We start from the raw sequence: 13,221 nt of genomic DNA, 5'->3' as shown, positions 1-13,221 counted from the left end.
GAGGATGCGATCTTGGCGCTCGGCCAGAGACTCGAACGAATCACGAAGACCCCCGGCCTGAATCTGGCCGGCGAAACCCTCAGCCTCGATCTTTGCGGCGGTCTATGGCTGCCAGAACACCGCACGCTCGTCGTCTCCGACCTGCATTTGGAGAAGGGCTCGTCCTTCGCTGCCCGCTCGGGTCAGTTCCTGCCGCCCTACGATACCCGGGAGACCCTGGCATGCCTCCACGAGGTCATTGCCCGGCTCGACCCGGCCTGCGTCGTGGCACTCGGCGATTCCTTCCATGATCCGAGCGGGCCGGAGCGCATGGAGCCCGGCGACCGCGCCCTCGTCTCGGTCCTTCAGGAGGGCCGCGACTGGGTCTGGATCGCCGGCAACCACGACCACGCCGTGAGTTCGGGCGTCGGTGGCCGCTATGCCGAGACGATGGCGATCGGCGGACTGACCCTGCGGCACGAGCCCATCGCGGGTGCTGCCGAGGGCGAGATCGCCGGCCATCTCCATCCCTGCGGCAAGGTCGCCATGCGCGGCCGGGCGGTACGCCGGCGCTGCTTCGTCACGGACGGGCGGCGCCTGGTCATGCCGGCGTTCGGCGCCTACGCGGGCGGCCTCAACGTGCGCAACACCGCCTTCGAACCCTTGTTTCCCAAAGGCTTCACCGCGCATCTCCTCGGCGATGGCCGCATCTTTGCCATCGAGAGGGCAATGCTGGCGCGGGATTGAGGATCAGGCCGCCACCAGAAGCGCCGCTCCTGCAATGCCCGACAGCGCGAGTCTCAGGTGCCCGAGCCAGCGCGGGACGAGGCCGCGGCGGGGCAGATCCTGGTCGACGAGGCCCCAGCCCAGAACAAGAACGCCGAGAACTCGCAGGTCCCAAGGCGTCGGGAGGGCCAAGGCCGTCCAGGCGACGAGGGACGGCACGATCGCGATCAGGTAGTCGGCGCTGCCGCCGTCCCGAGCCGCTGCAGCGCCCCAGCGTATCCCCCCGAGGAACGACGCGATGACGGCGCCATAGGCCGAGAGGATGAGCCGCGGCGACAATCCGATGGTTCCGAGGCCGCCATCATTGCCGCTGACCGCCAGGACGGCGAAGCCGATGAAGGGGATCAATCCGCCGAGGCCGAGGAGCACGGCGAGGATGGGAACCGGTCTTGAAGACACCATCGAACCTTCCGGATGGGATTGCGCGCCGGGGCGGGCTTCCCGGAACGGCCCACCGGTCTATTCGCATCGCAACGCAAGGTTCCCGCAAGGACGACGCCGGGGGCGGCTTGACGCAGTGCGGCCGGACATCGAGGCGGAGGATACCGATTCGTCCGCCTCGTGAAGCGCCCGCCTCAGATCCGACGAGGCGTCGGCGCGACCTTCGGCGTAGTCGTCGGCGCCGGTGTCGGTGCACCCAGCAAGGTCATTGCCGGAGACGCTGCCGCCGCCGGCGGCTCGTTGGCGAAGGACTCGACGGGCTTGGCCTTGAATGCTTCGGCGAGACCGCGCGCCGTAGCGAAGTCCTTGGCCGGGAGCTTGGCGGCCACGTCGTCGCGCTTCTTGGCGGCGTCGTCGTCACCCTGCGCGGCTGCCGCGGAGAACCACAGATAGGATTGGACGAGATCCTGCGGCACGCCGAGGCCGCGGGCGTTGAGGACCGCGAGATTGTACTGGCTATCGCGGACGCCGCTCTCGGCGCCGCGCCGGAACCACTGCGCCGCCGTGGCGAAGTCGGGCTTGCCCGAGGCGCTCGGATTCTCAGCGTAGATCACGGCAAGGTTGTGCATCGAGCGGACGTTGCCCTGCTCGGCCGCGCGCCCGTACCAGAGCTTTGCCACGGCGAGATCGCGGGTCAGGCCCAGCCCCTTCTCGTATTGGCCGGCGAGCTTGTACTGGGCCGGAGCGTAGCCGGCGGCGGCGAGCTTCTCGAACAGCTTGGCGCCCACGGCGAGGTCTCGGGTGACGCCGCGGCCATCCGCCAGCCGCGAGGCGAGGTCGTAGATCGCTGCGCCATCGCCCTCGATGGCCGCCTTCCTCACGGCTGCCAGGCCGGTCGGCACGCCTGCGAGGTCGGTGGCGAGAACGCTCATATCGGCGACCCGCGGCACGATCTTGCGGGCGCCGGGTAGAGCCGGTTTCGCACCCTCCCGCGAGGGTTCATCGGGAACGGTGTGGTTCGCGGGCGGTGCCGAGGCAGCTTCGGATGGCGGCGCGATCGACTGGGTGGTCGAAGGCTCGAGGCGCGACGGGTCGGCGGAAGGCATCGACGGCATCGGCTCGGGCGACGACGCGGTGGTATCGGGACCCGGCATCTCGGACTTGGCCTCGATCACGGGTGCTTCGGCGGGCGCCCAGATGCGAACCGCCTGGACGGTCCCGAGGGCCAGGATGATGGCTGCGAGGCCGAGAAGAAGGTGCTTGCGGCGCTTGTCGATCCCGGCGCGAAGCTGAGCTGCGCGGGTCGGCATCCGATCGCCGGCTTCGGGTCCGGGAGCCTCCGCGGCGGACTGGCGCGGATCGACGGAGCCGCCGCGCAGGCGGTCCCGAGGCGTGATCTCGGCGGCCTCGGCCTGGGCCGCGAGAGCGGCGCGGCGTGCGGCGGCGATAAAGTTCGACTTGATGTCGTTGTTCTGGGGAGCCGTCGCGTCCGGCTCGGCGCCGTCGAGGCTCGGACCAGGGCGCGAGCGGCCCGGCCGGCCGGCGCCGGGCTCGAGGATCTCGTCCTTCTGCCGCGACCACTCGGCCGGGGTGTCCGGCTGGGGCGGGGTCGGCGGACGCGGCATCTCCGGCCGACGGTTGGATGCGGGCTGGCGCTGCGCCGCCGCCGGTTCGGCCAGCGGGATCGAGGCAGCCGGCGTGCCGCCGAAATGAGCGGTCAGGCGGTCGAGGGTAGCGTGGACGCCGTTGAGGGTCGCCTGCATCCGCTGCTCGGCCAGGGCCTGCTGGCTGCGGAGTTCGGCAAGGCTCTCGCGCAGGGAACCGATCTCGGCGTCCTCGCGCCGGGAGGGCGTCGTCCCGACCTGGGTCAGGAGATCGTTCATCGACCGTTCGAGGCTGGCGATCGCCGGATCGTTGCCGCGGGTATCGATCCGCTGCGAAAGGGCGACGATCTGCTTCTCCAGGGCGTCGAGGCCCTCGCCCGGGTTCTTGCTTCCGCCGACGCGGTCGACCTTGTCGACGAGGTCGTGCAGCATCGCGTGGATCGTGGCGAGGTCACCGCCGGGCACGGCCGGGCGGCGAAGGGTCTCGCCGAGATCCTCCAGCCGGCCGAGGAGGTCCCCGACCGGACTCGCACCGACACGGTCGACCTTGTCGGAGAGCGCATCGATGCGATCGATGATCGCCTCCGAGCCGGCGCCGCCGACCGGAGACTGTGCGCGCAGGGCGTCGAGCTTCTTGCCCATCGCCTGGATCTGCTTCTCGATCCCCTCGGCCTTCGGTGCCTTGAGGCCGCTGCGGATTTCCTCGAGCAGCGGCCGCAGCTCGGCCATGCGCGAGGCGTCCTCGGCGGTATCGCCCTGAAGCTTGGCGATCTGGCCGCTGAGAGCCTGGAGACCCTGCGCCAGGCTCTGGATACGCTCCGGACCGGCAAGCGCTGCGATAAGCCGGCGAATCTCCTCGATCTCGGCGAAGAGCCCACCCATGGCGTCGCGGTCGGCATTGCCGGATGGGCCGGCGCTCAGGGCGCGGTCGAACTTCACAGCGAGGCGCTCGACCTCCCCGGCAACGCGGGCATGGACGTTCTCCGCCACGTCGTCCGCAAGTCGCGAGACCTGGATCTGGATCATCTCGATCGGCTTGACGATCGCGGCGAGGTCGGCCGGCTTCTGGGCCTGCTGGACCCCGGTTGCGAGGCTCAGCATCGCCTGTTCAAGGGCGTTGACGTCTTGGCCTGTAGCGAGGCCGCCGATGGCTTCGCGGAGCCGGGTGGTCTCCTGCTGCAATTCGTGGATCGCGGGTGATGGCTCCTGCGGCCGGGCAAGGCCGAGACCTTCTGCGACGTTCTGCTGCATCGCTGCGACGGCATTGGGACCGCGCGGACCCGCCTCGCGCTCATCGAGCTCGCGCTGGCGCTGGCGGATCTCGTCGACGGCGTCGGCCATCTCGATCGCAGCCGGCCGGCCGCGGCGGCCGAGGGGACGGGTCTGCGTGAGTTGCTCGCCGAGCTCGGTCATCCGGAGCTCGATGAGGGCCAAGCGCTCGGCCATGGCGTCAACCGGCGGAGCAGAGCCCTCCAGCACCGGTGCCGCCGCGTCCTGAGCGACCTTGTGGGTCTCGTCGATCTTCTCGTCGATGGCGTCGAGCCGGCGCAGCATCTGGCTGATCGCAGCCGAGAACGGATCCGCCGACGCCGGTGAGGCAGGCGCGGTCACACGCGCTGCCGCAGCGGAAGCCCGCGCGCGTCGTGGCTCATTCGCTGCCTTGCGCGTTTCCGGACCGGCGGCGGAGACCGGCTCAGGAGAACGGGCCGAAGCAGCGGCCTCGTCGACCTGTCGCTTGCGCCGCGGCTGCGGCAGCGGCTTCTCCTCGCCACCCACGACCGAGGCGATCCAGGTCTCGAGGGGGACGCCGGCGCGGCGGGCGACATCGCGTGCCGCCTCGACGACGTCTGGATCGAGGCCCTTGAGGTTCAGCGTCGCGTTGCGTTTCATCGTCAAACCTGAGCGGCGTGGTCCGGTATCCAGCCCGCCGTGCCCGTCCTGAGCCTCGTGGCGCATTCCGGGTACAACGGTTCGATTGCGCTCGACATTTCGCATTCTTGGTAAACACCGAGTTAAGGACTATGCCAGAATGGGAATCATGCCGGTTCGACGCTCTCGGATGACGACAGCCCTTGCGTTTCGGCAGCAATATAGTTTACATGTGAACCATTAGAGGGAGCCGGCGGCCGAGGGGCTGGAACGGCGTCCCCGACACCTGGAGGATGCGAGATGCCGAGCTACCGGGCTCCAGTCGAAGACACCCTGTTCCTGCTCAACGACGTCTTCGGCTTCCACCGCTACGACAATCTTCAGGGTTTCTCGGACGCGTCACCGGACGTGGTAGAGGCGGTCTTGAACGAAGGCGCCAAGCTCGCCGAGGAGGTGCTCGCCCCCCTGAATGCCGTCGGCGACAAGGAAGGCTGCAAGCGCAACCCGGACGGCAGCGTCACCACGCCCACCGGTTTCAAGGCCGCCTACGACGCTTACGCGCAGGGCGGCTGGATGGGGCTCTCGATGCCCGAAGAGTATGGCGGCCAGGCCCTGCCGCACACCCTCAACTGCGCGATCCAGGAATTCGCCTCGGCGGCGAATCTCGCGCTCGGCATGTATCCGGGCCTGACCCAGGGCGCGATGGCCGCGCTCCTGGTCCACGGCTCCGAGGAGCAGAAGAAGGCCTATCTGCCGAAGATGGCCGAAGGCGCCTGGACGGGTACGATGAACCTGACCGAGCCCCATTGCGGCACGGATCTCGGCCTCCTCAAGACCAAAGCCGTTCCCAACGGCGACGGCTCCTACAGACTCACCGGCACCAAGATCTTCATCTCGGCCGGCGAACACGACATGGCCGAGAACATCATCCATCTCGTCATTGCCCGGATCGAGGGCGCGCCGGCCGGCACGAAGGGCATCTCGCTTTTCGTGGTGCCGAAGTTCCTGATCAACGATGACGGTTCGCTCGGCGAGCGCAACGGCGTGTCCTGCGGCTCGCTCGAGCACAAGATGGGCATCCACGGCAACTCGACCTGCGTCATGAACTATGACGGGGCCAGGGGCTGGCTCGTCGGCCAGGAGAACCGCGGCCTCAACGCCATGTTCGTGATGATGAACGAGGCACGCCTCGCCGTCGGCATCCAGGGCCTCGGCCAATCGGAGGTCGCCTACCAGAACGCGGTCGCCTACGCGAAGGACCGGCTCCAGGGCCGTTCGCTGACCGGCGCCAAGGCGCCTGACAAGGCCGCCGACCCGATCATCGTGCATCCCGACGTGCGCCGGACCCTGATGACGATCCGCGCCTTCAACGAGGCCGGCCGGGCGCTGATCCTCTGGACCGCACTGCAGGCCGATATCGGCCATCGCTCGGACGACGCAGCCCAGCGCCAGGCGGCCGAGGACCACATGGGCCTCATGACCCCGGTGGTGAAGGGCGTGCTCACCGACAAGGGCTTCGACAATGCCGTCGCCGCCCAGCAGATGTTCGGCGGCCACGGCTACATCGAGGAATGGGGCATGTCGCAGTTCGTGCGCGATGCCCGTATCGCCATGATCTACGAGGGCGCCAACGGCATTCAGGCCATGGACCTCATCGGCCGCAAGCTGCCCAAGGATGGCGGCCGCGCGATGATGGCGTTCCTCGGCGAGGTCCAGACCTTCATCAAGGACCATGGCGAGGACGAGGCCCTCAAGCCCTTCACCGCGCCGCTCCAGGCCGGCCTCAACGACCTGCAGGCCGCCACGATGTGGTTCATGCAGAACGCTTTCTCGAAGCCCGACAATGCCGGCGCCGGCGCCACCGACTACATGCACCTCCTCGGCCTCGTCGCCATGGGCTACATGTGGGCCCGAATCGCCAAGGCGGCGATCGTCCGGAAGGCTGAGGGCAACGGCGTCGCCGAGCGCATGGACGGCAAGCTCGTCACCGGCCGCTTCTACATGGAGCGGATGCTCCCCGAGACCGCGATGCGGCTGACCCGCATCAAGGTGGGCGCAGAGACGACGATGGCGTTGCCGGTCGAGGCGTTCTAATCGGTCGATCCGCCACGCCGGTCTTTCCGGGGCTGCGAAGCGGAACCCATAACCGCCGACGCGGCAAGCTGGAGCATTGTCAGCGGCAATGGCTTCCGGGCTCGTCTCCGGCGCCCCGGAATGACAAGCGTCGTGATGAGAAATGGAAGCCCGCCGACCGATTGCGGTTCGGAGGCCTGAATGCGAAACGGTCAATAAGGGAAGCGCACATGCCCGAGGCCTATATCTACGATCACGTCCGCACGCCCCGCGGCCGCGGCAAGCCCGATGGCTCGCTGCACGAGGTCACTGCCCTGCGGCTGGCAGAGGTCGCGCTGCGGGCGCTCAAGGACCGCAACGACCTCGACACGACCCTTGTCGACGACGTCGTCCTCGGCTGCGTCGACCCGGTCGGCGAGGCCGGCGGTGACATCGCCCGCGCGGCGGCGCTGGTGGCCGATTACGGCGACCATGTCCCCGGCATCCAGATCAACCGCTTCTGCGCCTCCGGCCTCGACGCCATCAACTTCGCGGCGGCCCAGGTGATGGCCGGCCAGCACGACCTCACCGTCGGTGGCGGCGTTGAATCGATGAGCCGCGTCGGACTCGGCGCCTCGGGCGGCGCCTGGCCGGTCGACCCGCACATCGCGATCAAGTCATGGTTCATGCCGCAGGGCGTCTCGGCCGACCTCATCGCCACGAAATACGGTTTCACCCGGGACGATTGCGACGCCTACGCCGTCGAGTCGCAGAAGCGCTCGGCCAAATCCTGGGCCGAGGGCCTGTTCAAGAACTCGGTCGTCCCGGTGAGGGACATCAACGGCATCACTCTGCTTGCCACCGACGAGCATATGCGGCCCTCGACCGACATGCAGTCGCTCGGCCAGCTCAAGGCCTCCTTCATCCAGATGGGCCAGATGGGCGGATTCGATGCCGTCGCCGTCGACGCCCATCCCGATGTCGAGATGGTCGAGCATGTCCATCACGCCGGCAACTCGTCGGGCATCGTCGACGGCGCCGCGGCCGTGCTGATCGGCTCCCGGGAAGCGGGCGAGAAGTCGGGGCTCAAGCCCCGCGCCCGCATCCGCGCCTTCGCCAATATCGGCTCCGATCCGGCCCTGATGCTCACGGGTCCCGTCGACGTGACGAAGAAGGTGCTGGCGCGCGCCGGAATGACCCTCGACGACATCGACCTGTTCGAGGTCAACGAGGCCTTCGCCGCCGTGGTTCTCCGCTTCATCCAGGCCTTCGACGTCGATCCGGCCAAGGTGAACGTCAATGGCGGCGCCATCGCCATGGGTCACCCCCTCGGCGCCACCGGGGCGATGATCCTCGGCACGGTGCTCGACGAGCTGGAGCGCACCGGCAAGGAGCGCGCGCTCGTCACGCTCTGCATCGGCGCCGGCATGGGCACCGCGACGATCATCGAGCGGGTCTGATCCCGACCGCACGCCAACGAGGTGGCGGGGGAGCGACATCCCTCGCCCTGCCGGACCGTAGCGAACCCTGATAGAGGCGGCGCATCCGACGCCGCGACCGGCGCGGTTCGACACGAAACCTTGAGGAACGCCACGATGACGAGAGCTCTACCCGCCCTGGCCCTGGCCCTTGTGCTCGGCATGCCCTTCGGCGCGCGCGCCGACGACGCCTCCGACCGGGTCGAGGCCGCCAAGGCCCTGGTCCAGAAGACTGTGATCAAGACCTTGGAGACCGGCTTCAACGGCGCCCTGGAGAAGACAGTCGCCACGATGCCGGCGGAGAAGGCCGACAAGGTTCGCATCGAGGTCCGCGCCGAGTTCGACCGTCAGCGCACCATCCTCGTCGAGGGTCTGTCCAAGGAATACGCCGACAAATTCACCCTCGACGAGATCAAGCGGATCGCCGGAATCTACGACGACAAGGTCTATCAGAAGTTCCAGACCATGAACGCCGACCCGGCCTCCACCATCACGCTGATCTCGCAGAATGCTGTGACGAAGCTCGTCAACATGCTGAGCATCGCCGCTGCCGGCGACGGCTCCGGCGCGCCGGGCCAGCCTCCGATGCCTACGGCACGCTGAGGGTTCTCCGTCGGGACGACCAGCGGATGCGTGCCTTACGACACGAGGACGAGGCGCGGTTCCTGCGCCTCGATGCCGGCGACCTTCGGCAGCCCTTCCAACCGAGGTTTGGCGAAATGGTAGCCCTGAAACAGATGAGCGCCGAGCTCCCGCAGGGTTTCGCATTCCTCCTTCGACTCGACGCCCTCGGCGATCACCGCAACGTCGAGGGCGCGGGCGATAGAGATGATGCCGCCGACGATGATCTGCCGGCCCCTGTCGGCGTCGATGCCGCGCAGCAGTTCCATATCGATCTTGATCAGGTCCGGCCGGAAGTTGGCCAGAAGGTTCATGCCGGCGAAGCCCGCACCGAAATCGTCGAGCGCGGTCAGGAATCCCTGCTTGCGGTACTCGGTCACGATGCGCTGGACATGAGCGATATCGCGAAACTTCTCGTTCTCGGTGAACTCGAACATGATGCGATCGTGCGCAAAACCGCATCGGCGCGCCGCTTCGAGAGAAGCGCGGATACAGGCTGCGGGCTCGTAGACCGCGTTGGGCATGAAGTTGATCGACAGCTTCGTTCGGTCGTCGACGAAGAGCCTTCCGGCGAGTTCGATCGCCTTGACGCGGGCGGCCTGATCGAACCGGTAGATGGTCTCCGGCGTGACGCGATCGAGAATGGACGCGGCGGACTCGCCACCGGGCCCGCGCACGAGAGCCTCGTAGCCCCAGATGCGCCCCTGCTTGAGATCGACGATCGGTTGAAAAGCCATCGTGAACGCAAAGTCGAGTTCGGCTCCGTTACGGCACCCCTGGCAAATCGCACGATCCGACATGACCATTATTACCTATGTTAACGATGCGGCGTCTTTCCTATAACGTCAGTCCAAATTGTTTTTAACCGATTAACACTCCTACATCTTCGCCAGACTTCCGGGGAACTGTCATGAACCTTACCAACTTCCGCTTTGAGACGGATGCCGACGGCATCACGCTGGCGACCTGGGACATGCCCGGCCGCTCGATGAACGTCATCACCGCCGACGTGATGACCGAGCTCGATCAGATCGTGGACGCTGTCGTCGCGGATGCCGGCATCAAGGGCTGCGTCATCACCTCGGGCAAGGACAGTTTCTCGGGCGGCGCCGACCTGACCATGCTGCAGGGTCTCGGCAACGAGTACGAGAAGCTGAAGGCGCAAACCAACGAGGAAGAGGCGATGCGCCACTTCTTCGAGGAGTCGCGCCGGCTCACCCTCCTGTTCCGCAAGCTCGAGACCTGCGGCAAACCCTTCGCCTCGGCGGTCAACGGCGTCTGCCTCGGCGGCGCCTTCGAGCTCACCCTCGCCTGCCACCACCGAGTGGTCTCAGATGACGACAAAACCCGCGTCGGCCTGCCCGAGATCAAGGTCGGCCTGTTCCCGGGCGCCGGCGGCACGCAGCGCGTGACCCGCCTGATGCAGACGGGAGACGCCCTGCAGATGCTGTTCAAGGGCGAGCAGATCCGCGCGCTCATGGCCAGGAACATGGGCCTCGTCCACGAGGTCGCCCCGAAGGCCGATATCGTGGAGAAGGCCAAGGCCTGGATCAAGGGCGGCGGCTCGGCCGTGGCACCCTGGGACGTGCCGAAGTTCAAGGCACCCTCTGGCAAGGTCTACTCGCCGGCCGGCATGATGATCTGGCCCCCGGCCAATGCGATCTACCGCCGCGAGACCCACGACAACTACCCTGCCGCCAAGGCGATCCTCGGCGCGGTCTACGAAGGCCTGCAGCTGCCGATGGATCTCGCCCTCAAGGTCGAGAGCCGGTATTTCGCCAAGATCCTGCGCTCCAAGGAAGCCGCGGCGATGATCCGCACGCTGTTTCTTTCGATGGGCGAGCTCAACAAGGGAGCGCGCCGGCCGAAGGACGTCGCGCCGACGAGCGTGAGACGTGTCGGCGTCATCGGCGCCGGCTTCATGGGCGCGGGCGTCGCCTACGTCACTGCCAATGCCGGCATGGACGTGGTGCTGATCGACCAGTCCGTGGAGGCCGCCGAGAAGGGTAAGGCCTACGCGCACAAGCTCATGACGGGTCAGATCAATAAGGGCCGTGCAAAGACCGCCGATCGCGACGCCCTCCTCGCGCGCATCACGACCAGCGCCGACTATGCCGACCTAAAGGGCTGCGACCTCGTCATCGAAGCGGTGTTCGAGGATCCGAAGGTGAAGGCGGACGTCATCGCCAAGGTCGAGGCCGCAATCGGCGAAGACGTGATCTTCGCCTCCAACACCTCGACCCTGCCGATCTCCGGTCTCGCCACCTCGTCGAGCCGTCCGGACCAGTTCGTCGGCATCCACTTCTTCTCGCCGGTCGAGAAGATGATGCTGGTCGAGATCATCCGCGGGGAGCAGACCGGCGACCGCGCCGTCGCGACCGCCCTCGATTACGTGCGGGCGATCAAGAAGACGCCGATCGTGGTCAACGACAGCCGCGGCTTCTTCGCAAACCGCTGCGTCACCGCCTATCTCCTCGAAGGGCACAAGATGTTCCTCGAAGGCATCCCCGCGGCGATGATCGAGAACGCCGGCAAGATGGCTGGCATGCCGGTCGGCCCGCTCTCGCTCAACGACGAGGTCGCCCTCGATCTCGGCCTCAAGATCGCCAAGGCCACCGAGGCGCAGCTCGGCCCCGATGCGGTCGATCCGGGCCAGAAGCAGCTCCTCGTCACCCTGGTCGAAGCCGAGGGACGCCTCGGTCGCAAGAACAAGAAGGGCTTCTACGATTACCCGGAGGGCGCTCCGAAGCGCCTGTGGCCGGGCCTCAAGGCGCTGCAGCCGAAGACCGTCGATCCCGACACTGTCGATGTCGCCGAGCTGAAGCACCGCTTCCTCGTGGTTCAGGCGCTGGAAGCGGCGCGCACCGTCGGCGAGGGTGTCGTCACCGATCCGCGCGAGGCGGATGTCGGCTCGATCCTCGGCTTCGGCTTCGCGCCGTTCACCGGTGGCGCGCTGTCCTACATTGACTTCATGGGCGCCAAGGAGTTCGTAGCGCTGGCCAGGGGCCTCGAAGCCAAGCACGGGCCGCGCTTCGCGGTGCCGGACAACCTGGTGCAGATGGCCGAGACCGGCGGCACCTTCTATGGCGATGCCGCCAAGAAGGCCGCCTGACGCCCATCTGGATGCCCCGATGAGGGCCGGCGCTTGGGGCGGCGCCGGCCCCTTTTCTTATGCGGTGACCTGCTGCGACGAGGCCGGTATGAACGCGCGTACGCCTCGGGGATTGATCCCGATCGGCCAGGAGCCGCCATGTTCGTCTCGTCGCCCGCCCTCGCCGTACCAGGGATCCGGCACGCCTTCTTCACTCGGCAAGACGGCGTCTCCGAAGGTCTCTACGCCTCGCTGAACGGCGGCCTCGGCTCGAACGACGACCCTGCCAGGGTCGGCGAGAACAGGCGTCGGATGTGCGAGGCCCTGAAGGTCGAGAACCTCGCCAGCCTCTATCAAGTCCATTCGGCCGACGTCGTGGTGCTGATGGAGGCGCCGAGCCACGCCGAACGGCCGAAGGCCGACGCGATGGTCACCCGCACGCAAGGTCTCGGTTTGGGCATCGCCACAGCCGATTGCGGTCCGATCCTTTTTGCCGATGCTCGTAACGGTGTCATCGGTGCTGCCCATGCGGGGTGGAAAGGGGCACTAGGAGGTGTGGCGGCGGCCACCGTGGCGGCGATGGAGGCACTTGGAGCCGAACGCCGATCGATCGTCGCCGTGCTCGGCCCGACCATTCATCAGCCCTCCTACGAGGTCGGGTCCGATCTGCGCGACCGGTTCGAAGCCTCTCTGCCAGGCGCAGCCCGTTTCTTCGATCGAGGGATGCGCGAAGGTCACATGCAGTTCGATCTGCCTGGCTTGATCCTCTGGCGCCTTGAACGGGAGGATCTCGGTCATGCGAGCTCCCTTGGACTCTGCACCTATGCCGACGAGACCCGGTTCTACAGTTTCAGGCGAACGACCCATCGCAGGGAGGCCGATTACGGCAGACTGATCTCCGCTATCGCACTGGCATGATAGGAGAAATGATCCTTCACGAAAGGCTGCGACAATCTGTCAAGGAACAGGCTATAAAAAAGCGTGGCCATAGGTGAACCTTAGCCGTTCTGATGTGTTTTCCACTCACGTAGCTGAAGGCAGAACGACGAATCCAAGATCGGTTGTCGCCACAAAGGGGCCGCGTTTGCCGCGGTCGGCGTGATCGGTCCGCAACAGCTTCTGCCAGGCTGCTGGACTACAGACGTGGCTTCGTGAGGCGACGCCCACCGGCGGGCCTCACCGATGTGAATGAGGACCAAATAATGAAATCGATCCTTCTGGGCGCCAGCGCCCTCGCCGGCATCGCTCTGGCAGGCTCCGCCTTCGCAGCCGACCTTCCGCGCCGCGCCGCGCCGCCGGTCTTCGTTCCGGTCCCGGTCTTCACCTGGACGGGATTCTACGCCGGTTTCAATGCCGGCTA

At 67.0% G+C, this 13,221-nt stretch carries 9 protein-coding genes; 6 read left to right on the top strand and 3 right to left on the bottom strand.

The genetic code is table 11. From position 1 onward, the window contains the following. Positions 1 to 12 precede the first annotated feature (12 nt). Positions 13 to 726 carry a ligase-associated DNA damage response endonuclease PdeM gene (pdeM, locus tag K2Y56_RS13450; RefSeq protein WP_292508131.1) on the top strand — a complete coding sequence of 238 codons (714 nt, stop codon included), beginning with the start codon at positions 13 to 15 and terminating at the stop codon, positions 724 to 726. 3 nt (positions 727 to 729) lie between these two features. On the opposite strand, the gene K2Y56_RS13445 is transcribed toward pdeM, so the two are convergent. Both K2Y56_RS13445 and K2Y56_RS13440 read right to left on the bottom strand, forming a co-directional pair. Next, the gene (locus tag K2Y56_RS13445; protein WP_292508128.1) at positions 730 to 1,167 is read right to left on the bottom strand and encodes a DUF3429 domain-containing protein; all 438 of its coding nucleotides are present in this window, start codon (positions 1,165 to 1,167) and stop codon (positions 730 to 732) included. A gap of 173 nt (positions 1,168 to 1,340) precedes the next feature. Beyond that, positions 1,341 to 4,640 carry a hypothetical protein gene (locus K2Y56_RS13440; RefSeq protein ID WP_292508125.1) on the bottom strand — a complete coding sequence of 1,100 codons (3,300 nt, stop codon included), beginning with the start codon at positions 4,638 to 4,640 and terminating at the stop codon, positions 1,341 to 1,343. A gap of 279 nt (positions 4,641 to 4,919) precedes the next feature. On the opposite strand from K2Y56_RS13440, the gene K2Y56_RS13435 reads away from it, so the two are divergent. The 3 genes from K2Y56_RS13435 (at position 4,920) to K2Y56_RS13425 (ending at position 8,752) form a co-directional block, all read left to right on the top strand. Continuing rightward, complete coding sequence (locus tag K2Y56_RS13435) at positions 4,920 to 6,713, top strand: acyl-CoA dehydrogenase C-terminal domain-containing protein (RefSeq protein WP_292508122.1); 1,794 nt, start codon at positions 4,920 to 4,922, stop codon at positions 6,711 to 6,713. Positions 6,714 to 6,922: 209 nt separating this feature from the next. Continuing rightward, complete coding sequence (locus tag K2Y56_RS13430; RefSeq protein WP_292508120.1) at positions 6,923 to 8,131, top strand: acetyl-CoA C-acetyltransferase; 1,209 nt, start codon at positions 6,923 to 6,925, stop codon at positions 8,129 to 8,131. Between the two features lie 135 nt (positions 8,132 to 8,266). Then, positions 8,267 to 8,752, top strand: a complete 486-nt coding sequence (locus K2Y56_RS13425; protein WP_292508117.1) for a hypothetical protein — start codon at positions 8,267 to 8,269, stop codon at positions 8,750 to 8,752. Between the two features lie 35 nt (positions 8,753 to 8,787). Here the strand turns inward: K2Y56_RS13425 and K2Y56_RS13420 are convergent, their stop codons facing one another. Next, positions 8,788 to 9,570, bottom strand: a complete 783-nt coding sequence (locus K2Y56_RS13420; protein ID WP_292508114.1) for an EAL domain-containing protein — start codon at positions 9,568 to 9,570, stop codon at positions 8,788 to 8,790. A 110-nt stretch (positions 9,571 to 9,680) separates the two neighbouring features. Between K2Y56_RS13420 and K2Y56_RS13415 the strand changes: the two genes are divergently transcribed. Continuing rightward, a complete protein-coding gene (locus tag K2Y56_RS13415; protein ID WP_292508111.1) occupies positions 9,681 to 11,882 on the top strand; it encodes a 3-hydroxyacyl-CoA dehydrogenase NAD-binding domain-containing protein in 2,202 nt (733 codons plus the stop codon). Positions 11,883 to 12,020: 138 nt separating this feature from the next. Beyond that, positions 12,021 to 12,779 (top strand): peptidoglycan editing factor PgeF, encoded by a 759-nt coding sequence (gene pgeF / locus K2Y56_RS13410; protein ID WP_292508108.1) that lies wholly within the window; start codon positions 12,021 to 12,023, stop codon positions 12,777 to 12,779. Positions 12,780 to 13,221: the final 442 nt, after the last annotated feature.

The sequence above is a fragment of the Methylobacterium sp. genome (genome assembly GCF_019745455.1).
GTDB lineage: Bacteria > Pseudomonadota > Alphaproteobacteria > Rhizobiales > Beijerinckiaceae > Methylobacterium.
The sequence above is the reverse complement of the archived record's forward strand: the minus strand, read 5'-3'. Positions and strand labels throughout refer to the sequence as shown.

Bases quoted from the DNA above. Each gene is read 5' to 3' on its own strand.
- K2Y56_RS13445 (WP_292508128.1), bottom strand. From the start codon at position 1,167: ATGGTGTCTTCAAGACCGGTTCCCATCCTCGCCGTGCTCCTCGGCCTC.
- K2Y56_RS13440 (WP_292508125.1), bottom strand. From the start codon at position 4,640: ATGAAACGCAACGCGACGCTGAACCTCAAGGGCCTCGATCCAGACGTC.
- K2Y56_RS13435 (WP_292508122.1), top strand. From the start codon at position 4,920: ATGCCGAGCTACCGGGCTCCAGTCGAAGACACCCTGTTCCTGCTCAAC.
- pgeF (WP_292508108.1), top strand. From the start codon at position 12,021: ATGTTCGTCTCGTCGCCCGCCCTCGCCGTACCAGGGATCCGGCACGCC.
- K2Y56_RS13425 (WP_292508117.1), top strand. From the start codon at position 8,267: ATGACGAGAGCTCTACCCGCCCTGGCCCTGGCCCTTGTGCTCGGCATG.
- K2Y56_RS13420 (WP_292508114.1), bottom strand. From the start codon at position 9,570: ATGTCGGATCGTGCGATTTGCCAGGGGTGCCGTAACGGAGCCGAACTC.
- K2Y56_RS13430 (WP_292508120.1), top strand. From the start codon at position 6,923: ATGCCCGAGGCCTATATCTACGATCACGTCCGCACGCCCCGCGGCCGC.
- K2Y56_RS13415 (WP_292508111.1), top strand. From the start codon at position 9,681: ATGAACCTTACCAACTTCCGCTTTGAGACGGATGCCGACGGCATCACG.